The 19,248-nt window shown below is 64.4% G+C and carries 18 protein-coding genes; 14 read left to right on the top strand and 4 right to left on the bottom strand.

Translation table 11 applies throughout. The features are described 5' to 3' along the window. The first annotated feature begins 82 nt into the window (after positions 1 to 82). Both PQR08_RS21435 and PQR08_RS21430 read left to right on the top strand, forming a co-directional pair. A complete protein-coding gene (locus PQR08_RS21435) occupies positions 83 to 907 on the top strand; it encodes an ABC transporter ATP-binding protein (RefSeq protein WP_238218150.1) in 825 nt (274 codons plus the stop codon). Continuing rightward, positions 904 to 1,782, top strand: coding sequence for an ABC transporter permease (locus PQR08_RS21430; RefSeq protein WP_238295069.1), 879 nt, complete (start codon positions 904 to 906; stop codon positions 1,780 to 1,782). Before PQR08_RS21435 ends, PQR08_RS21430 begins: the two co-directional genes overlap by 4 nt. Before the next feature lie 7 nt (positions 1,783 to 1,789). Here the strand turns inward: PQR08_RS21430 and PQR08_RS21425 are convergent, their stop codons facing one another. Next, the gene (locus PQR08_RS21425) at positions 1,790 to 2,683 is read right to left on the bottom strand and encodes a LysR family transcriptional regulator (RefSeq protein ID WP_250485081.1); all 894 of its coding nucleotides are present in this window, start codon (positions 2,681 to 2,683) and stop codon (positions 1,790 to 1,792) included. Between the two features lie 129 nt (positions 2,684 to 2,812). On the opposite strand from PQR08_RS21425, the gene PQR08_RS21420 reads away from it, so the two are divergent. Further along, the gene (locus PQR08_RS21420; RefSeq protein WP_250485080.1) at positions 2,813 to 3,817 is read left to right on the top strand and encodes an aldo/keto reductase; all 1,005 of its coding nucleotides are present in this window, start codon (positions 2,813 to 2,815) and stop codon (positions 3,815 to 3,817) included. 3 nt (positions 3,818 to 3,820) lie between these two features. Here PQR08_RS21420 and PQR08_RS21415 read toward each other — a convergent pair whose 3' ends face one another. Next, the gene (locus PQR08_RS21415; protein WP_250485079.1) at positions 3,821 to 5,014 is read right to left on the bottom strand and encodes an MFS transporter; all 1,194 of its coding nucleotides are present in this window, start codon (positions 5,012 to 5,014) and stop codon (positions 3,821 to 3,823) included. A 114-nt stretch (positions 5,015 to 5,128) separates the two neighbouring features. Between PQR08_RS21415 and PQR08_RS21410 the strand changes: the two genes are divergently transcribed. After that, positions 5,129 to 5,947 carry an exodeoxyribonuclease III gene (locus PQR08_RS21410; RefSeq protein WP_250485078.1) on the top strand — a complete coding sequence of 273 codons (819 nt, stop codon included), beginning with the start codon at positions 5,129 to 5,131 and terminating at the stop codon, positions 5,945 to 5,947. Here PQR08_RS21410 and PQR08_RS21405 read toward each other — a convergent pair. Both PQR08_RS21405 and PQR08_RS21400 read right to left on the bottom strand, forming a co-directional pair. Beyond that, positions 5,944 to 6,768 (bottom strand): alpha/beta hydrolase, encoded by an 825-nt coding sequence (locus tag PQR08_RS21405; protein ID WP_250485077.1) that lies wholly within the window; start codon positions 6,766 to 6,768, stop codon positions 5,944 to 5,946. The genes PQR08_RS21410 and PQR08_RS21405 overlap by 4 nt on opposite strands. A 743-nt stretch (positions 6,769 to 7,511) precedes the next feature. Beyond that, positions 7,512 to 8,882, bottom strand: a complete 1,371-nt coding sequence (locus PQR08_RS21400) for a nucleobase:cation symporter-2 family protein (protein WP_250485075.1) — start codon at positions 8,880 to 8,882, stop codon at positions 7,512 to 7,514. A gap of 378 nt (positions 8,883 to 9,260) precedes the next feature. Here PQR08_RS21400 and PQR08_RS21395 point away from each other — a divergent pair, with 378 nt between their 5' ends. The 10 genes from PQR08_RS21395 (at position 9,261) to PQR08_RS21350 (ending at position 19,221) form a co-directional block, all read left to right on the top strand. Then, complete coding sequence (locus PQR08_RS21395) at positions 9,261 to 10,178, top strand: STAS domain-containing protein (protein ID WP_238218331.1); 918 nt, start codon at positions 9,261 to 9,263, stop codon at positions 10,176 to 10,178. Between the two features lie 62 nt (positions 10,179 to 10,240). After that, complete coding sequence (locus PQR08_RS21390; RefSeq protein ID WP_035510605.1) at positions 10,241 to 10,600, top strand: STAS domain-containing protein; 360 nt, start codon at positions 10,241 to 10,243, stop codon at positions 10,598 to 10,600. A 21-nt stretch (positions 10,601 to 10,621) separates the two neighbouring features. Beyond that, a complete protein-coding gene (locus PQR08_RS21385; RefSeq protein ID WP_062254960.1) occupies positions 10,622 to 11,062 on the top strand; it encodes an anti-sigma regulatory factor in 441 nt (146 codons plus the stop codon). Then, on the top strand, positions 11,047 to 12,114 hold the full coding sequence (locus PQR08_RS21380) for an anti-sigma regulatory factor (protein WP_250485074.1): 1,068 nt from the start codon (positions 11,047 to 11,049) through the stop codon (positions 12,112 to 12,114). Before PQR08_RS21385 ends, PQR08_RS21380 begins: the two co-directional genes overlap by 16 nt. Beyond that, positions 12,111 to 13,832 carry an ATP-binding protein gene (locus tag PQR08_RS21375; RefSeq protein ID WP_250485073.1) on the top strand — a complete coding sequence of 574 codons (1,722 nt, stop codon included), beginning with the start codon at positions 12,111 to 12,113 and terminating at the stop codon, positions 13,830 to 13,832. Before PQR08_RS21380 ends, PQR08_RS21375 begins: the two co-directional genes overlap by 4 nt. Further along, positions 13,829 to 15,748 (top strand): hybrid sensor histidine kinase/response regulator, encoded by a 1,920-nt coding sequence (locus PQR08_RS21370; RefSeq protein ID WP_250485072.1) that lies wholly within the window; start codon positions 13,829 to 13,831, stop codon positions 15,746 to 15,748. Before PQR08_RS21375 ends, PQR08_RS21370 begins: the two co-directional genes overlap by 4 nt. Positions 15,749 to 15,931: 183 nt before the next feature. Then, on the top strand, positions 15,932 to 16,645 hold the full coding sequence (locus tag PQR08_RS21365) for a GntR family transcriptional regulator (protein ID WP_238218335.1): 714 nt from the start codon (positions 15,932 to 15,934) through the stop codon (positions 16,643 to 16,645). A 36-nt stretch (positions 16,646 to 16,681) separates the two neighbouring features. Further along, entirely contained in the window at positions 16,682 to 17,488 is an 807-nt protein-coding gene (locus PQR08_RS21360; RefSeq protein WP_238218336.1) for an SDR family oxidoreductase, read from the top strand. A 15-nt stretch (positions 17,489 to 17,503) separates the two neighbouring features. Further along, positions 17,504 to 18,436, top strand: coding sequence for a 3,5-dioxohexanoate:acetyl-CoA acetone transferase (gene kce / locus PQR08_RS21355; protein WP_187605589.1), 933 nt, complete (start codon positions 17,504 to 17,506; stop codon positions 18,434 to 18,436). Positions 18,437 to 18,450: 14 nt separating this feature from the next. Then, complete coding sequence (locus tag PQR08_RS21350) at positions 18,451 to 19,221, top strand: N-acyl homoserine lactonase family protein (protein WP_250485071.1); 771 nt, start codon at positions 18,451 to 18,453, stop codon at positions 19,219 to 19,221. Positions 19,222 to 19,248 lie beyond the last annotated feature (27 nt).

The raw sequence follows: 19,248 nt of genomic DNA, 5'->3' as shown, positions 1-19,248 counted from the left end.
GCGAATTCGATATGCGCATTGATTGGTTCGCGTGACAGGCGCGCGCCGGTATCTTGGTCGTTTGCAATCCAGCAGACAGATCATGGCCGCCAATCCCCAGGCGCTTTACTCACACGAAGCCGATCGTCAGGCTTCCACGAGTGGCAAGCTTCTCAGCGCGAAGAACGTGACGCTCGAATACCGTACGCCCGAACGGCTCGTGCGCGCGACGCACGATGTCAGCTTCGACGTGTACGGCGCGGATCGCTTCGTGCTGCTCGGGCCGTCGGGCTGCGGTAAATCGACCTTGCTCAAGGCCGTCGCCGGTTTCATCGAGCCGGTCGCGGGCAGCATCGAAATCGGCGGCGAGCGCGTGCGCGGACCGGGCGCGGATCGTATCGTCGTGTTCCAGGAATTCGATCAGTTGCCGCCGTGGAAGACGGTCCTGCAAAACGTGGCCTTTCCGTTGCGTGTCGCGCGCAAGCTCGGACGCGCCGAAGCACGTGAGCGCGCGCTTCATTATCTCGACAAGGTCGGCCTCGCCAAATTCGCCGATGCCTATCCGCACACGCTTTCGGGCGGCATGAAGCAGCGCGTCGCGATTGCGCGCGCGCTCGCGATGCAGCCGCGCGTGCTCCTGATGGATGAGCCCTTCGCCGCGCTCGACGCACTCACGCGCCGACGCATGCAGGAAGAGCTTTTGCGCCTGTGGAGCGACGAGCGCTTCACCTTGTTGTTCGTCACGCATTCGATCGAGGAAGCGCTCATCGTCGGCAATCGCATTCTGCTGTTGACGCCGCATCCGGGCCGCGTGCGCGCCGAACTGAACAGTCATCAATACACGCAGGAAAGCATGGGCCGCGGAGAGTTTCAACAGAGCGTCGCGCGCATTCATCGTCTGCTGTTCGAAGAGGAGGCAGCGCTTTGAGCACGCCGCATCTGATCGCGCCGCCCGTTCGGCCCGAATACGAAGTCACGCCCGCCGCGCCCGCCGGTATCGAACATGAAACGCCGCTGCCGCTTTCGAAGCGGCTCGCGGATCGCACATGGCTGCGCAAGTCGATCATCGCGCTCGTGTTGATCGCGCTATGGGAAATCGCCGCGCGCGCCGTCGATAACGATCTCCTGCTGCCGACCTTCAGCGCTACCTTCATCGCGTTCGTGCAAGGCATCGCATCGGGCGAGCTGATCGAGAAGGTCGGCATTTCGATGTCGGTATTGCTGCGCGGCTATGCGCTCGGCGCGGCGCTCGCGTTCCTGCTGACGTCGCTCGCGGTATCGACGCGCATCGGCCGCGACATCCTTTCGATGCTCACCGCGATGTTCAATCCGCTGCCGTCCATCGCACTATTGCCGCTCGCGTTGCTGTGGTTCGGCCTCGGCACGGGAAGCCTGCTCTTCGTGCTCGTGCATTCGGTGTTGTGGCCGCTCGCGCTCAACACCTATGCCGGCTTCCAGGCGGTGCCTTCGACCTTGCGCATGACGGGCCGCAACTATGGCCTCACCGGCATGCGTCATGTGATGCTGATTCTCGTGCCCGCCGCGATGCCGTCGATTCTCGCGGGACTGCGTGTTGGCTGGGCATTCGCGTGGCGCACGCTGATCGCGGCGGAACTCGTGTTCGGCGCGAGCTCGGGCAAGGGCGGCCTCGGCTGGTACATCTTCCAGAATCGCAACGAGCTTTATACGGATCGCGTGTTCGCGGGACTTGCCGCGGTCATCGTGATCGGCCTCGCGGTCGAGCATCTCGTGTTCGATACCTTCGAGCGCGTGACGGTGCGTCGCTGGGGCGTGCAGCAATAAGCTTCGATCAATCTTCGTCGCGAATGAAGTCGATGAACGCGCGCAGCGGCCCCGGCATGTGCGCGCGGCTCGGATAGTAAAGGCGCGGGCCGGTGAAGCTCTGCCACCACGGCTTGAGCACCGGCACGAGTGCGCCGCTGTCGATGGCCTCGCGCACGAACTCGTCGAACGTATAGACGAGACCCAGTCCGGCGATGGCCGCGCTCTTGCTGATCTCGATCGACGACGTGACGAGCGGACCGTCCGGCGCGATGCGTATCATTTCCTTGCCGCGCACGAATTCCCATACCGCAAGCACGCCGCTGTCGAAGCGATGCCCGATGCACGCGTGATTCACCAGATCGCGCGGATGCTTAGGCTCGCCGTGCGCGGCTAGATAGGACGGCGCGGCAACCGCGACGAAGCGCTGCGTGCGCGGCCCGATAGGCACCGCGATCATGTCGCGCTCGATGCGCTCGTCGTAGCGAATGCCCGCATCGAAACCGGCGGCGAGCACGTCGATGAACATATCGATTGCGCTGATTTCAAGCTTGATGCCTGGATGCGCCGTGAGAAAGCGCGCGACGATGGGCGGCAGGATTTCGCGCGAGACGATTCTCGGCACGTTCAGGCGCAGCGTGCCGGTCGGGCTGTCGCGAAAGCCGTTGACGGCATCGAGCGCGCCCGCGATTTCCGCGAAGGCGGGCGCGAGCCGTTCGATCAGCCGCTCGCCTGCTTCGGTCGGCGTGACGCTGCGCGTCGTGCGATTTAAAAGGCGCACGCCCAGCCGCGTTTCGAGCCTGCGGATCGCCTCGCTCAACGACGACGCCGACACACCGCGCAACAGCGCCGCCTGCCGGAAGCCGCGCGAGCGGGCGACGGCCAGAAACGCGTGAAGGTCCGACAGATCGGGTTCGCTCATGATTCGCTCATTGTTCGCCAGGGCGCACAGCCCATTCGCATTGAGGCGGATTATCGCACGCGTGATTTGCTCCCATAATCCTCTCCATCGCCCGCATTTCCGGGGCACGTCCTAGAGGAGAGAACGAACATGGAACAACGCAGACTCGGCAAGACCGGACCGCAATCGTCGGCCATCGGGCTCGGATGCATGGGCATGTCGGGCATGTACGGGCCATCGGATCGCGCGGAGAGCATCGCGACGATTCACGCGGCGCTCGAAGCGGGCGTGACGCTGCTCGATACCGGCGATTTCTACGGCATGGGCCACAACGAGATGCTGATCGGCGAGGCGTTGAAGAGCGCGCCGCCTTCGCGCCGCGATTCCGCGATTCTCAGCGTCAAGTTCGGCGGCATGCGCGATCCGGCGGGCAATTTCATCGCGTTCGACGGACGCCCCGTCGCCGTGAAGAATTCACTCGCCTACACGTTGCAGCGGCTCAACGTCGACCATATCGACATCTACCGACCCGCGCGGCTCGATGCGAACGTGCCGGTCGAAGACACGGTTGGCGCCATCGCCGACATGATCGGGGCGGGCTATGTGCGTCATCTCGGGCTGTCGGAAGTGGGCGCGGAGACGATCCGCAAGGCGGCGGCCGTGCATCCTGTGTGCGATCTCCAGATCGAATATTCGCTGATCTCGCGCGGCGTCGAGGACGCGATTCTTCCGGCGTGCAGGGAACTCGGCATCGCCGTCACGGCGTATGGCGTGCTGTCGCGCGGGCTCATCAGCGGGCACTGGAGCAAGGACGCCGCGCAATCGGGCGACTGGCGCGCGAACAGTCCGCGCTTTCAGCAAGGCAATGTCGAACGCAATCTCGCGCTCGTCGATGCGTTGCGCACGATCGCCGATGCGAAGGGCGTGAGCGTCGCGCAGATCGCGATTGCGTGGGTGCTGGCGCAGGGCGATGACATCGTGCCCGTGATCGGCGCGCGCCGCCGCGATCGTCTGACGGAATCGCTCGGTGCGCTCGACGTGACGCTCACGAAGGACGAATTCGCCGCGATCGAGGCGGCGGTGCCCAAGGGCGCGGCCGCAGGCGATCGTTACGAGGCCGTGCAGATGGCGCATCTCGACAGCGAGAAGAAATAGGCGTCATCGCGCGCGCAGAAACGTCCACGCATTGAACGCCGCGCCCGCGAACATCAGCACGCTCGTCATCGCGAAGACGGAGTGCATGCCCGAATGCGCGGCGATGAAGCCGCCCGCGAGCGGCCCCGTCACCTGCCCGATGTATTGCGCCGAAGTCGCGTAGCCGAGGATGTATCCGGCTGCGTGATCGGGCACGTTGTGACGCACGACGCTCGTGATCGCGGGTAAAAGGCCTCCCAATGCGAGGCCCATCAGAAAGCGCAGCACGACGAGCTGCGTGCCGTCGGTGACGAACATCTGCGGAATCAGCAGCACGCCGCAGAAAGCGAGACACGCGACGATCACCTTGGGCGCGCCGATGCGATCCGCAAGCCGTCCGACGCGCGGCGCCGCGAGCACGCTGCCGAGCGCGGCGGCGGACATCACGAAGCCCGCGACGAGCGTGACCTGCTTCGGGTCCTTCACGAGCTGCGACACGTACACCGTGATGATCGGCTCGATCGACATGTTCGCGAACATGAGCAGCATCGCGCTCACGAGCATCGCGATGACGGGCGTGAGGACCGGCACGTCACGCCAGCCGCCGCGCGGCCTTGCTTTCGCGTGATCCGGCGCGCGGCGCTCTTCCTTGACGAGCAACGTCGTCATGATGAACGAGCAGAAGATGAGGCCGCCCGCGAGAAAGAACGTCGCGCGTATGCCGATCAGTCCCGGCAGCAGCCCGCCGACGAGCGGCCCGACGAGATTGCCCGCCATCATGCCCGCCGCGTGCGTGCCGAGCGCCCATGCGGTGCGGTGCTTGGGCGTCTGCGTCGCGATCATCACGATGGCGCCGCTCGCATAGCCGCCGACGAGCCCCGCGAGAAAGCGCATCGCCACGAGTTGCCAGACCGTCTGCACGACGCCGAGGAGAGACATCGTGATCGCCATGCCGAGGCTCGCGCGGATCAGGATCGGCTTGCGGCCGTAGCGGTCGGCGAGACGTCCCCATAGCGGCGCGACGAGCCCCGCCGCGAGAAAGGTCGCGCCGAACGCGATGCCCGACCATTGCACCGCCGCCTCCACCGACGACGCCCCGAGTTGCTGCACGTAGAGCGGCAGGAAGGGCAGGAGCAGCGTCATCGCCATGATGGTGGTGAACGAGCCGAATACGCAGACGTAGAGATTGCGTTGCCAGTGAACGGAGCCTTCGGACATGGATGCGGGCAGGGTGGCGGAGTTTGCGTGACTTTGGCAGATTTTCCGCCGACGCGCTCGCGCATGCCGCGGCACGCAAACTGCGACGCGTGTACGATCGACTCCGATCCACCGATGGAGAGACGCCGAGTGAAAATCGCGACCTTCAACATCAACGGCATCCGTCCGCGGCTCGACGCCTTGTTGAAATGGCTCGAACGCGAATCGCCCGATATCGTCTGTCTGCAGGAACTGAAGGCGACGGACGCGCAGTTTCCCGCCGATGCGATCGCGAACGCGGGTTATGGTGCGTTATGGCACGGACAGCAGTCGTGGAACGGCGTGGCGATTCTCGCGAAGGATGCCGAGCCGGTGTTGAGCCGGCGCGGTCTGCCCGGTTATGAAGACGATACGCACAGCCGTTATATCGAAGCAGCCGTGGGCGGTCTGCTGATCGGTTGTCTCTATCTTCCGAACGGCAATCCGCAGCCGGGCCCGAAGTTCGATTACAAGCTCGCGTGGTTCGAGCGTTTCAACGCGCATGCGAAGGCGTTGCTCGATAGCGGTCATCCTGTCGTGCTCGCGGGCGATTACAACGTCGTGCCCACCGACGAGGATATCTACAACACGCGCTCGTGGCTGAAGGACGCGCTCCTGCAGCCCGAGAGCCGCGCGGCTTATGCGGACCTTCTTGCACAAGGCTGGACGGATGCGTTACGCAAGACCTTTCCCGATGAGCGCATCTATACGTTCTGGGATTACTTTCGCAATCACTGGCAGACCAATTCGGGTTTGCGCATCGATCATCTTTTGCTCAGCAAGGATCTCGCGAAGAAGCTGGAGGGCGCGGGCGTCGATAAATGGGTGCGGGGAGAACCGCATGCGAGCGATCATGCGCCGACGTGGGTGACGCTCAAGCTCGGGCGTACGCGAAAGAAAGCGGGGGCCGCTTAGGCCTGCAGCGTGTCGCGCGCGGGTTGCAGCGAGGCGAGGAATTGCATGACGTGTTCGCGGCCGCCCATCGTCCAGACGTTGAGGTGATCGGCGTCTTCGATGAGCGCGAGGCGCTTGTCGCCGCGGGCGGCATCGAAAAGGCGCTGGAAGTGCGCGGGCGGGATCACGCCGTCATTCGTGCCGCCATAGATGAGGAGCGGCGCGCGCACCGATGCGATCTTCGAAAGGCTTTCGTAGCGGTCGCGTGCGAGCAGCCGGACGGGGAAGAGCCAGAAGCGCCTGGCTGCTACATCGACGATGCTCGTGAACGGGGCTTCGAGCATCAGCGCATCGATTTTCACTTCGCTGGCGAGTTGCACGGCGACGCCCGAGCCGAGCGAATAGCCATGCAGCACGATGTTCGATGACCGCGCGGATGCGTAAGCGTGTGCGGCGCGGGCATCGGCGTAGAGGCCGGCTTCGTGCGGCGTGCCGGGGTTGCCGCCGTAGCCGCGATATTCGGCGAGCAGCACGCCGTAGCCCGCTTCGATCATTTCGAGCGCGATATGGCCGCGTTGGGTGAGGTCTTCGCCATTGCCGTGGAAGAGGATGACCGTTGCGGCGGTCTTGCGCTTTGGTGCTTTGTAGCGGATGGTCAGGGCGAGGTCGTCTTCGGTTTTTATGCTGATGGCTTCTGTACGTGCTTCTAGTTCCGCGTTTTTGAAGGCTTCGATCTGTTCCAGCGGATAGACGAGGCGGCCTTGCAGCCAATAGAGCCCCGCCAGAGCGATGGCGTAGATCAGCGCGATCGCTGTCAGGAAAATCCAGAGGACTTCGCGCATAGGTTCACGGAGCGGGTTTGCAGGCTCCTATATGTTAGTGGGTTTGGTTTTTTTCGTTTGTTCGCTGGATTGCTGTTGGGGTTGCGTTTTGGTTTTGGTTTTGGTTTCGCCGGATCCCGGATTCGTGTTGGTTTATTAGCACTGCCCCTGTGCGGGGCGGCAGTCACTTTCTTTGCTGCTGCAAAGAAAGTAACCAAAGAAACAGCTATCCCCAGCCTAAGCACTTCACACCGGCCGCGGCACAGACGATTGGCCTAATGGCCCGGCAGTAGCGAGTGCCCCCACAAGCAGACAAGGGCTTGGACCGCGCACGGTCTGCCACATCGCGCCGCGTGCTTCACTGGTTCAGCACCAAATAGCTCCAGCCCGCTTCGCGGCCGATGGGTCAATCGGGTGTGCGCGCGCTCCTTCTTCGAAGGTGTCCCTCGAATACCCCACGGCAGCGCGTAGCGCTGTGCCGAAGCTCTTTCGTGCTGAACCAGCGCGCTGAAACCTCTCGGGCGGCAGATCGTGCGCGAGCCAAGCCCGGTAAGTCCTTCGAGGGCGACACTTAGGCGAGTGCCATCGACGGCTGGCAAGCATGGCCAAACTGCGTGTGACCGCGGGCTTAAACGAGCTGCTTTCTTTGGTTACTTTCTTTGCAGCAGCAAAGAAAGTGACCCCCGCCCCGGGGAGGGGCAGTGCTAATAGACCAATAAGAAAACGGGATCCGGCGAAAACCAAACCACAAAAAAAACCCCTACTCACTCCCGAACATCCCCATCCCCATGCCGCAAACTCATCGGCATCTCCGCGGCGATTTCCCTCTCGATATCCCCCGAATCGCGCTCGCGATTAAAAAGCGCATTGAGCAGAATCGCAAACACGGCGGCAAGCGTAATCCCGCTATGCGTAAGCGGCCCCGCCCACCCCGGCATATGCGCAAAAAACGTCGGCGCGACAAGCGGAATCACCCCCACGCCCAAACTGATCGCGATAATGAGCAAGTTGTTCTTGCTATCGAAATCCACCTTGCCGAGGATCTTCACGCCGGTCGCCGCGACCATCCCGAACATCGCGATTCCCGCGCCGCCGAGCACGACAACCGGTATCGAAGCAATCAGATTCGAAAGCTTCGGCAACAGCCCCAGCAAAATCAGAATCACACCCGACACCGCGACGACCCAGCGGCTCTTCACACCCGTAATCCCGACAAGCCCGATATTCTGCGAAAACGACGAATGCGGAAACGTATTGAAGATTCCGCCGATCACCGTACCGAGACCATCGGTGCGCAGTCCGCGCGTCGCATCGATACGAGAAACAGGCCGCATCGCGAGATCGCCGAGCGCGAGAAACATGCCGAGCGATTCCACCATGATCACGACCATCACGAGACACAGCGACGCAATCGCCGCGAGATCGAAAGTCGGCATGCCGAACGCGAACGGCCGCACCGGCGCGAACCACGCGGCCTGACCGACGCCCGCGAAATCGACGAAGCCGAGCGGCAGCGCAATCACAAAGCCAATCGCCATGCCGAGCAACACCGAAATATTCGCGATGAACCCCTTCAGATACTTGTTGATCAGCAGAATCGCGAGCAGCACCACAGCCGCGATCATCAGGTTCTTGGGCTCGCCGAAATTCGCCGCGCCGCGTCCGCCGCCCGCCCAGTTGATCGCCACCGGAAAGAGCGTCATGCCGATCGTCAGAATGATCGTGCCCGTGACGATCGGCGGAAAGAAGCGCATCAACCGGCCGAAGAACGGCGCGATCAAAATCGCGAACACGCCCGCCGCGATCGTCGCGCCGAAGATCGTCGTCAGCCCCGCGCCGGATGACGCCATCGCGACCATCGGCCCGACCGGCGCGAAGCTCACGCCCATGATCACCGGCAAGCGGATGCCAAACTTCCATACGCCGATGCATTGCACCAGCGTGACGAGCCCGCACGCGAAAAGGTCCGAGCTGATCAGAAACGCGATCTGATCCTTCGGCAGCTTCAACGCCGCGCCGATGATGAGCGGCACCGCGATCGCGCCCGCATACATCACGAGTACGTGCTGGATGCCGACCGCGAGCATCTGACCGATGGGCAGCACTTCGTCGACGGGATGAATCGTTTGGGCCATGTGCGCTCCGGCAGGTCAGGGACGTTTGAATCGGTCGCCCGAGTATTGCATCGGGCCATAGCCGAAAAAATATTCGCGCTGCTATACACGGCATCGCATGTCGGACCTTCGTTTCGTTCTATGGACGCGCGCTTCGCCGCAGGATATTTGACCGGCCTTCGTCCACCCGACAGCGAACGACCGGAAGCAATTGCCGATTGACCCCCGGCGCCGTCGAATCCTTCGCGCTACAAGGCTTTCCGGACTGTCGAATTTTGAGATGACGTGCTACATTCCGAGCGCCTTGCGCCGCGTTTATTGCGATCATGTTCGCCGCGACGCAACAACCAACGCCCGGGGCTCGGCGCCCAAATAACATCAATCGCACAGGATCTCGGCATGGAAATGGTCGGCGGAACGCGGCTTGCCCAATTGTTCACCAGCAATCAGGAGCAACTGCTCACGGAGTGGTTCGCGCAACAGCACGCCATCGCTTCGCGGCGCGGACTCGTCGGGGAAGCCGAGTTGCGCAATCAGTTCACGCAGTTCGTCTCGCTGCTGATGGCGGCGCTCGCTTCATCCGAGCGCGTCGATTTCAGGACGCCCGCATGGCAGGACGTGCGCGCGTTTCTCTCGGAGATGTCCGCTCAGCGCGCGCGTCAGGGCTTCACGCCGGTCGAGACCGCGATGTTCGTGTTCTCGCTCAAGCAGCCGCTCTTCACGCGTCTGCGCGATTCGCTCGGCAACGATGCCGCGACGCTCGCCGATCTCACCTGGACCATCAGCACGCTCTTCGACGAACTCGGTCTCTTCACGACCGAAGTCTTTCAGACGAGCCGCGAGCAGGTCATCGTGCGCCAGCAGCAGGAACTGCTCGAACTGTCGACGCCCGTCGTGCAGTTGTGGGACGGCATTCTCGCGCTGCCGCTCATCGGCACGCTCGACTCCGCGCGCACCCAGGTCGTGATGGAGAATCTGCTGCAGAAGATCGTCGAGACGGGCGCGGCGATCGCGATCATCGACATCACCGGCGTGCCGACCGTCGATACGCTCGTCGCGCAGCACTTGCTCAAGACCGTCGCGGCGGCGCGGCTGATGGGCGCGGACTGCATCATCAGCGGCATTCGTCCGCAGATCGCGCAGACCATCGTGCATCTCGGCGTGAACCTATCGAACGTCACGACCAAGGCGACGCTCGCGGCGGCCTTCATCGTCGCGCTGCAGCGCACCGGCAAGTCGGTGACGGGGGCGTACGGACAGGACGCCGGGCGCGCGGTCCGCTCGGGCGACGGCCTCGATTCGCTGCAACCGGAATGACGCCGCATCTCGCCATTCGAAGCACGCATCGAACGCAACGCGACTGAACGGGGTCCCAAGCGATGGAACGCATTCCGATTCTCAGGATGGGCAAGCTCTTGCTCGTCACCATTCAGGTCGACATGCACGACCGGCTCGCGCTGACGCTGCAGGACGATCTGACGAGCCGCATCGTGAAGGACGGCGCGCGCGGCGTGCTGATCGACATTTCCTCGCTCGACGTGGTCGATTCATTTATCGGACGCATGATCGGCAATACGGCCGCGATGGCGCGCGTGCTCGATGCGGAGACGGTCGTCGTCGGCATGCAGCCGTCGGTCGCGATCACGCTGGTCGAGCTCGGGCTCACGCTTTCGGGCGTGCGCACCGCGCTCGACGTGGAGAAGGGCATGGCGCTCCTTGCAAGGAACGGCACGGTCTGACGGCCGCATGCGAACGACGCCATGACGATCTTCAACTCCACAGCCGCGCCGACCTCCACTTCGCCGCCCGACACGCTGCCGATCCGCTCCGACGAGCAGATCGTGCGGCTGCGCCAGTTCGTGCGGGAAAAAGCGGTCGCGCAAGGCCTGTCTCTCATCGATCAGACCAAGTTCGTGACGGCGGCGAGCGAGCTGGCACGCAACACGCTCATCTATGGCGGCGGCGGCGACGTGCATTGCTATTTAGTCGAGCGCAACGGCCGCCGCGGCCTCACACTCGAATTCGTCGACAACGGCCCGGGCATTCCGGATATCCAGCGCGCGCTGTCCGATGGCTTCACCTCGGGCAGCGGCCTGGGCCTCGGCCTCGGCGGCGCGAAACGCTTGTGCGACGAATTCGACATCCGCTCGGCACCAGGCGAGGGCACGCACGTCTCGATCACCAAATGGAAACCGTTCTGAAGGAATCGATGGCCGCGCAGCAGCGCTTCGAGATCGCCGAGGCGAGCCAGATCGCCTATGCGCGGCGCTCGATCGGTGAACTCGCGCGCGGCCTCGCCTTCAACGAGACGACCGCGGGCGAGCTCGCGATCGTCGTCACCGAATGCGGCACCAATCTGCTGAAGCACGCACAGCGCGGCGAGCTGCTCATGCGGCCGCTCGTCGATACGGGCGCGGGCGCGTCCCAGCGCTACGGCATCGAAGTGCTGTGCATCGACAATGGGCCGGGCATCCACGATCTGCATCGCTGTTTCGAGGACGGCTACACGACCGCCGGCAGCCCCGGCACCGGCATGGGCGCAATCGAGCGCCTGTCCGACGAGCTCGACATCTGGAGCGCGCCGGGACGCGGCACCGTGCTGCGCGTCGTGTTCTGGAATGCGCCGGGCGCGGCCAACGCGCCCGCCGCGCAACTGACTTATGGCGTCGTGAATCTGCCGCTGCAAACGGAAACCGTCAGCGGCGATGCGTGGGCATGCCATGCGAATCAGGGCGAATTCACCGTGCTCGTCGCCGATGGTCTCGGTCACGGCCCGCTTGCCAATGTCGCGGCGATCGAAGCGGCGAAGGCGCTCGCAGCGAACGGCGATCAGCCGCTCGACCGCATCATGGAAGTCGCCAACGTGGCGCTGCGTCCGACGCGCGGCGCGGCGGTCGGCATCGCGCGCATGCCGGCGCTCGCGTCGATGGCGGGCATGCCGGTTTCATTCGCGGGCATCGGCAATATCTCGGCGAGCGTGTGGACGGAAAGCTCGCACAGGCATCTCGTGTCGCACAGCGGCATCGTCGGGCATGCGGCGCGGCGCGCGCAATTGTTCGACGTGCCGTATCCGCCGGACGCGCTCGTCGTGCTGCATTCGGACGGGCTCGCGTCGCGCTGGGATCTCGCGCGCTATCCGGGTCTCGCCATGCGGCACCCGGCGCTCGTCGCGGCGGTGCTGTACCGCGATTTCTCGCGCGGCAGCGACGATGTCACCGTGTTCGTCGCCCGCGTGAACGGAGGCGCAGGATGACGCAGCCGCTCTACGCGATGCATATCGAAGACGAGCGCGACATGGTCGCGGCCCGCGTGAAGGCGCGCGATGCGAGCGCGGCGCTCGGCTTCTCGCCGCAGGACCAGACGCGCATCTCCACGTCCGTGCTCGAAGCGGCGCGCACGGTGCTGATCGCGGGGCAGCCGGCGCGCGCCGAATTTCTGGTCGATCACGCCACGCGCCCGCGCCGCTTCGTGGTGCGTTTTCTGGCGGGCGCAGGCGCCGGCGAGCGTCTGCGCGCGATGCGCAGCGACGACTCGCAAGCCGCGCTCGGCCTGCTCGCGGCGCAGCGTCTGATGGATCAATGCGCGATCGCCGACGAAGCCGACGGCGTCACGTCGATCTCGCTCGCGAAGGCCTTGCCCGATGGCGTGGCGTGCGACATGCAGGCGGTCGGCCAGGCGCTTTCGCGTCATTCGGGCGCGGACACGGCGGCGGAATTGCAGCGCCAGAATCGCGAGCTGATCGCCGCGCTCGCCGATCTGCGCGAGCGTCAGGAAGAATTGACGCGTCTCACGCGCGAACTCGAAGACACCAATCGCGGCGTCGTCGCGCTCTATGCGGAACTCGATGCGCGCGCGGATCATCTGCGGCGCGCGGATGAATCGAAGTCGCGCTTTCTGTCCAACATGAGCCACGAGTTCCGCACGCCGCTTTCGTCGATCCGCGCGTTGTCGAAGCTCCTGCTCGACCGTATCGACGGCGAACTGACGGAAGAGCAGGAAAAGCAGGTGCGCTTCATCCGCAAGGCCGCGGAAGATCTGTCAGAGACGGTCGACGACCTGCTCGATCTCGCGAAGATCGAGGCGGGCAAGATCGAAGTGCGTCCGGCCGAGTTCGAAGTCGATACTTTATTTTCGGCGCTGCGCGGCATGCTGCGGCCGCTGTCGCCGGGCGGCGCGGTCGAACTCGTGTTCGAATCGTGCGAAGGCCTGCCGCCCATCCGCACCGACGAAGCCAAGGTCGCGCAGGTGCTGCGCAACTTCGTGTCGAACGCGCTCAAGTTCACCGAGCGCGGCGAAGTGCGCGTCGCCGCGAGCTACGACGAGGCGCGCCGGCTCATCACGTTTGCCGTCAGCGATACGGGCATCGGCATCGCGCCGGAGCATCAGCAAGTGGTGTTCGAGGAGTTCGGGCAAGTCGAGAACCGGCTTCAGCAATACGTGAAGGGCACGGGGCTCGGCCTGCCGCTGTGCCGCAAGCTCTGCAAGCTGCTCGGCGGCGACGTTTCGCTCGAGAGCGAAGCCGGGCGCGGCTCGACCTTCAGCGCGACGATTCCCGCTCACTACGGCGCGGACTTCGACGCCGCGCATCATGCGGCAAGCGATACGCGGCCCGCCGTGCTGATCGTCGCGAGCAATCCGGTCGAGCGCCTCGACTGTGAGGCCGCGCTGCGCGATTCGTCGTATCGTGCAATGAGCGCCGCGACGCTCGACGAAGCCGGCCGCCTGCTCGTGCGCACGCAGCCCGCCGCGCTCTTGCTCGCCGTGCGCCCCGCGCCATCGGAAGCGTGGATCTGGCTCGCCGCGCTGCGCGCGCAGGCCGCGACGCGCAGCATTCCGATCCTCGTGCTCGGCGATGCCGGCGATCGCAACGAAGCGCAGGCGCTCGGCGCGACCGTGTTCATCGAAAAGCCGGTCGGCGGTCGAGCGCTGCCGGGCGTGCTGGACGCGGTGACGGGCAAAGGACCATCATGAGAAGCGACTGGAGCGAGGTGCTGATCCTCAACGTCGATGACAACGACGGCGCGCGCTATGCGAAAACGCGCATCCTGTCGCGCGCGGGCTTCCATGTGATCGAAGCGGCGACGGGCACCGCCGCTCTGGAACGCGTGCGCGCCGACGCGCCCGATCTCGTGCTGCTCGACGTGAAGCTGCCCGATATCAACGGGCTCGAAGTCTGCCGGCAGATCAAGGCGTCGGCGGATACCGCGAGCACGCTCGTGCTGCAGACATCGGCGGCGGCGGTGCATAGCCTCGATCGCATTCGCGGTCTCGAAGGCGGCGCGGACAGCTATCTCACCGAGCCCGTGGAACCGGCCGAACTGATCGCGCACGTGCGTGCCTTGTTGCGCGCGCGGCTCGCGGAAAACGCGCTGCGTGAAAGCGAAGAGCGCTTTCGCCAGCTTGCCGAAAATATCGACGATGTGTTCTGGATGCTCGATCCCGCATCCGGCGAACTGCTTTACGTGAGCCCCGCCTACACGCATCTCTTCGATACGGGCGGCGGCGCGCCCGCGCCCGTGCCGGGACCGGATCACTGGTCCGGCGATATTCTTCCGCTGGACCGCGATCATGTCGCCGATGCGTATCGGCAACTGCTCGCGAACGGCACGCCGTATGAGGTCGAATATCGCATCGTGCGCGCGAGCGGCGGGCCGCGCTGGGTGGCGGAGCGCGCGTTTCAGGTGCGCGGCGCGGTGGGGCATCCGGCGCGGCCGTATCGCATCGCGGGCATCGTCAACGACATCTCCGAGCGCAAGGCCGCCGAACTGCTGCTGCGCGAAGCGGACCGCCGCAAGGACGAATTTCTCGCGATGCTCGCGCACGAGCTGCGCAATCCGCTCGCGCCGATCCGCAATGCGGTGGACTTGCTTGATCCCGATCGCGAGCCGTCCGTGCAGCACTTCGCGACCGTGCGCGCGATCATCGACAGGCAGGTGCGGCATCTGAGCCGTCTCGTCGACGATCTGCTCGACGTCGCGCGCATCACGCAGGGCAAGATCACGCTGCGTCAGGAAGCGGTCGATCTCGCCGTAGCCATCGCGGCGGCCATCGAGACCGTGCAGCCCGCGCTCGAACGCAAGCGCCATACGCTGACCGTGAAGCAGCCGGATGCGCCGCTCTATATCCTCGGCGATAACGTGCGGCTCTCTCAGGTGTTCGCCAATCTGCTGTCGAATGCGTCGAAGTACAGCCCGGAAGAGGGCGAGATTGCGATCGAGACCGAGCAGTTCGGCGATGAGGTGCGCATCGTCGTGCGCGACAAGGGCATCGGCATCGCGCCGGACATGCTGCCGCATATCTTCGATCTCTTCGTGCAGTCGGAGACCTCGCTCGAACGGTCGGAAGGCGGCCTCGGCATCGGCCTGCCATTGGCGGAGACGCTCGTCGAATTGCAGGGCGGGCGCATCGAGGCGTTCTCGGCGGGACCGCAGACGGGCAGCGAGTTCGTCGTGTGGCTGCCGCTCGCGAAGGATGCGCAAGTGGCCGTGCAGGGCGTGGGCGTTGCGCCGGTGAGCGTGGCGCGCGGCAAGCGCGTGCTGCTCGTCGACGACAGCGTGGACGCCGCCACCGCGATGGCGTTGCTGCTCGAAGCGGACGGCTTCGATGTGCGCACGGCCCACGATGCGATCGAGGCGCTCGCGCTCTCCGATGTCTTCGTGCCGCAGATCGTGCTGCTCGACATCGGCTTGCCGGGGATGGACGGCTATAGCCTCGCGGCCGAGATGCGCATGCGCCCCGCAACCGCCGACGCCTTGCTGATCGCGGTGACGGGATACGGACAGGCGCACGATCGTCAGCGCTCGAAGGAAGCGGGCTTCGATCATCATCTCGTGAAGCCGGTCGCGTTTGCGGAGATTCAGCGCGCGGTGTCCGCGAAGTTCGCGTAATCAGGATATCGAAGTATCTTGCACCGCCGCATCGCGCTGCCTATTTCGAGGCATCAGCGTTTTCACCTAGCAATTCGAGGTTGACTGACGCGGTCGCACGTCCGAAACTTTAGCCATGCAGGTGTGATCACAGGTCACACGAACCGAACCCTTGCGGCAGCCGAACGAAAGTACGGAGGCAAGATGGTGGCGACACGCTCGACGACGGATTTACCCGCGCTCGAATTGGTTGCACGCGAAACGATGGCCGGCCGCGTCTATGCGCAACTGAGGCAGGCGATCATGACGGGCCGCTTCGCGCCAGGTCAGTTGCTGAGCCTGCGCAGCGTCGCGGAAGCGGTCGGCTCGTCCACCATGCCGGTGCGCGCCGCGCTCACGCGTTTGCAGGCCGAAGGCGCATTGATCGATGGCCCCGGCCGCGCGCTGATGGTCCCGCCGATGACGCTCGAGCTGCTCGACGAACTGCGCGACGTGCGCATCGCGCTGGAAGGGGCGGTCGCGAAGCGCGCGGCGTCGCGCATGACGCGCGCGCATCTCGAAGCCTTGCAGGCGATCTTCGACACGATGGACGCGCATGTCGAAGCCGGCGACGTGCCCGCGTATCTGCGCAGCAACTTCGAATTTCATATCGCCATCTACACGCACGGCGCGAGCGATCTCACGCTCGCGACGATCCAGAACCTCTGGATGCGCATCGGTCCGTTCCTGAATCTCGTCGCACCCGACATTCCTCATATGCGCCGTTCGATGGCCGCGCATCGCCATATCGTCGAAGCGCTCTGGAAAGGCGACGGCGAAGGCGCGCGCGCGGGTATCGAGGAAGACATCGGCGATGCAGCCGCCGATTTGCAGGAACGCCTGCAAGGCGGCGACATGTCGAACGAAGCAAGCGCCTGAGCTGCACGGCAACGACAACAAGAAAAGGAGACATGCATGACGGTTCTTCAGATGCTGAAACCGCACGCGGGCCTGCGCGTGCTCATCACGGGCGGCGCATCGGGCATCGGCCTCGTGATCGCGCGCGCGTTCATCGATGCGGGCGCGCGCGTGCACGTCTGCGATGCGAGCCCCGACGCGATCGATGCGCTGACGAAAGCCGAGGCGAGCGCGGAGTGCAACGCGATCACGTCGACGCTCGCGGATGTATCGGACAAGGAGGCCGTCGAGCGCGTGTTCGCCGATGTGCAGAGCGGACTCGGCGGACTCGACGTGCTCGTGAACAACGCGGGCATCGCGGGGCCGACGGGCGGCATCGAAGAACTCGATGTGAACGAGTGGGAAGAGACCATCGACGTCAATCTGAACGCGCAGTTCTACTTCGCGCGCCGCGCGGTGCCGCTTCTGCGCGATGCGCATGGCGGCGGCACGATCATCGCGCTTTCTTCCGTCGCGGGACGGCTCGGCTACGCATTCCGCACGCCTTACGCCGCGACGAAGTGGGCGGTCGTCGGCATGACCAAGAGCCTTGCGATCGAACTGGGGCCGTCGAACATACGCGTCAATGCGATACAGCCGGGCATCGTGAAAGGACCGCGCATCGAGCGCGTGATCGCCGCGCGCGCGAAGCAACTGAACCTGCCGTATGAAGAGATGGAGAAGCAGTATCTCGCGAAGATTTCGCTGCGCCGCATGACCACGCCGGAGGAAATCGCGGCCACCGCGCTCTTCCTCTGCTCGCCCGCGGGCAGCGGCATCTCGGGGCAGGCGATCTCGGTGTGCGGCAACGTGGAAGTCCTTTAAAACAACGAGGATCACATGGCAACGAAACGCAAGGTCATCATCACATGCGCACCGACGGGCGCGATCCATACGCCTTCGATGTCGCCGCATCTTCCAGTGACACCGCAACAGATCGGCGATGCGGCGCTCGCGGCGGCGAAGGAAGGCGCCGCGATCCTGCATCTGCACGCGCGCGATCCGAACGACGGTCATCCGACGCAAGACCCCGCCGTGTTTCAGGAGTTCCTGCCGCGCATCAAGGCGAATACCGATGCCGTCATCAACATCACGACGGGCGGCAGTCCGCACATGACGGTCGCGGAGAGGTTGAAGCCCGCGCATCACTTCAAACCGGAAGTCGCATCGCTCAACATGGGCTCGATGAACTTCGGCCTCTATCCGATGCTGGAGCGCTTCAAGGACCTCAAGCACGAGTGGGAACGCAAGCATCTGGAGAACAGCCGCGATCTCGTGTTCAAGAACACCTTCGCGGATATCGAGTACATCCTGACGTCGTGCAGCGCGAACGGCACGCGCTTCGAATACGAGTGCTACGACATCTCGCATCTGTACAACCTCGCGCACTTCGTCGATCGCGGGCTCGCGAAGCCGCCGTTCTTCGTGCAGAGCGTGTTCGGCCTGCTGGGCGGCATCGGGCCGCATCCCGAAGATCTCGCGCATATGAGACGCACCGCGGATCGACTCTTCGGCAAGGACTATGTGTGGTCGATTCTCGGCGCGGGCCGCAACCAGATTCCGCTCGGTTCGATCGGCGTGGCGCAGGGATCGAACGTGCGTGTCGGCCTCGAAGACTCGCTGTGGATCGAGCCGGGCAAGCTCGCCGAATCGAGCGCGGCGCAGGTGAAGAAGATTCGGCAGGTGATCGAAGGGCTGTCGCTCGATATCGCGACGCCCGCCGAAGCGCGCGAGATGCTCAAGCTGAAAGGCGCGAGCGACACCAACTTCTGACGACGGAGGGCATCGTGAACGCGAGGCTGAAAGTAGTCGCGATGCCGACGGGCTGGCTCACCGTCGATCGCTCGTCGCAGGTGTATGGCCGCTACTTCGGCCAGCAGATTAAGGTGCCCGTGTGGTCGACGGCGATCGTCGGCGCGCAGAAGAAGATCGTCGTCGATACCGGCATTCACGATCCGGGTTGGGTCTCGAACTTCGTGTGCCCATGCGATCAGGCGCCGGAAGAAAAGCTCGAACGCGCGTTGAAGGAGTATGTCGGCTGGAGCGCGGACGACGTCGATATCGTCATCAACACGCATCTGCATTACGACCATTCCGGCGGCAATACGCTTTTCAAGAATGCGCGCTTCATCGTGCAGGCGACGGAGTGGGAATACGCGGGCCATCCGCTGCCGACGCAGGCCACGTATTACCAGGAGTTCCTGATCGGCCGCGAGCCGCTCGCGTATTTTCGCTGGCAGTTCGTGAACGGCGTGACCGATATCGTGCCCGGCGTGCGCGTCGTGCCGACGCCGGGCCATACGCCGGGGCATCAGTCCGTCGCGGTCGATACGGAAGAAGGCGTCGTGCTGATCGCGGGAGATTGCGCGAACTGCATGGAGAACATCGTCGATCTCGTGCCGGTGGGCATCGTGCACGAAACGCTCGCGGAGATCGGCTCGCTTTCGCGCATTCGCCAGATCGCCGATTTCGTCATACCCGGACACGACCCGAACGTCGTGCCCGGCAGCGCAGGCATTGCCTTGCCCGCGAGCGCTCGTCTGCCGCACGTCCGTTGATGGAAGCGCCCGCTTCATAACCATACG

The organism is Caballeronia jiangsuensis (assembly GCF_046030135.1).
GTDB classification, from domain to species: Bacteria; Pseudomonadota; Gammaproteobacteria; order Burkholderiales; family Burkholderiaceae; genus Caballeronia; species Caballeronia jiangsuensis.
The sequence above is the reverse complement of the archived record's forward strand: the minus strand, read 5'-3'. Positions and strand labels throughout refer to the sequence as shown.

Coding starts and splice junctions, on each gene's coding strand:
- PQR08_RS21385 (WP_062254960.1), top strand. CDS start 10,622: ATGACGATCTTCAACTCCACAGCCGCGCCGACCTCCACTTCGCCGCCC.
- PQR08_RS21410 (WP_250485078.1), top strand. CDS start 5,129: ATGGAGAGACGCCGAGTGAAAATCGCGACCTTCAACATCAACGGCATC.
- PQR08_RS21420 (WP_250485080.1), top strand. CDS start 2,813: ATGGAACAACGCAGACTCGGCAAGACCGGACCGCAATCGTCGGCCATC.
- PQR08_RS21405 (WP_250485077.1), bottom strand. CDS start 6,768: ATGCGCGAAGTCCTCTGGATTTTCCTGACAGCGATCGCGCTGATCTAC.
- PQR08_RS21390 (WP_035510605.1), top strand. CDS start 10,241: ATGGAACGCATTCCGATTCTCAGGATGGGCAAGCTCTTGCTCGTCACC.
- PQR08_RS21395 (WP_238218331.1), top strand. CDS start 9,261: ATGGAAATGGTCGGCGGAACGCGGCTTGCCCAATTGTTCACCAGCAAT.
- PQR08_RS21425 (WP_250485081.1), bottom strand. CDS start 2,683: ATGAGCGAACCCGATCTGTCGGACCTTCACGCGTTTCTGGCCGTCGCC.
- PQR08_RS21435 (WP_238218150.1), top strand. CDS start 83: ATGGCCGCCAATCCCCAGGCGCTTTACTCACACGAAGCCGATCGTCAG.
- PQR08_RS21360 (WP_238218336.1), top strand. CDS start 16,682: ATGACGGTTCTTCAGATGCTGAAACCGCACGCGGGCCTGCGCGTGCTC.
- PQR08_RS21375 (WP_250485073.1), top strand. CDS start 12,111: ATGACGCAGCCGCTCTACGCGATGCATATCGAAGACGAGCGCGACATG.
- PQR08_RS21365 (WP_238218335.1), top strand. CDS start 15,932: ATGGTGGCGACACGCTCGACGACGGATTTACCCGCGCTCGAATTGGTT.
- PQR08_RS21415 (WP_250485079.1), bottom strand. CDS start 5,014: ATGTCCGAAGGCTCCGTTCACTGGCAACGCAATCTCTACGTCTGCGTA.
- PQR08_RS21370 (WP_250485072.1), top strand. CDS start 13,829: ATGAGAAGCGACTGGAGCGAGGTGCTGATCCTCAACGTCGATGACAAC.
- PQR08_RS21380 (WP_250485074.1), top strand. CDS start 11,047: ATGGAAACCGTTCTGAAGGAATCGATGGCCGCGCAGCAGCGCTTCGAG.
- kce (WP_187605589.1), top strand. CDS start 17,504: ATGGCAACGAAACGCAAGGTCATCATCACATGCGCACCGACGGGCGCG.
- PQR08_RS21400 (WP_250485075.1), bottom strand. CDS start 8,882: ATGGCCCAAACGATTCATCCCGTCGACGAAGTGCTGCCCATCGGTCAG.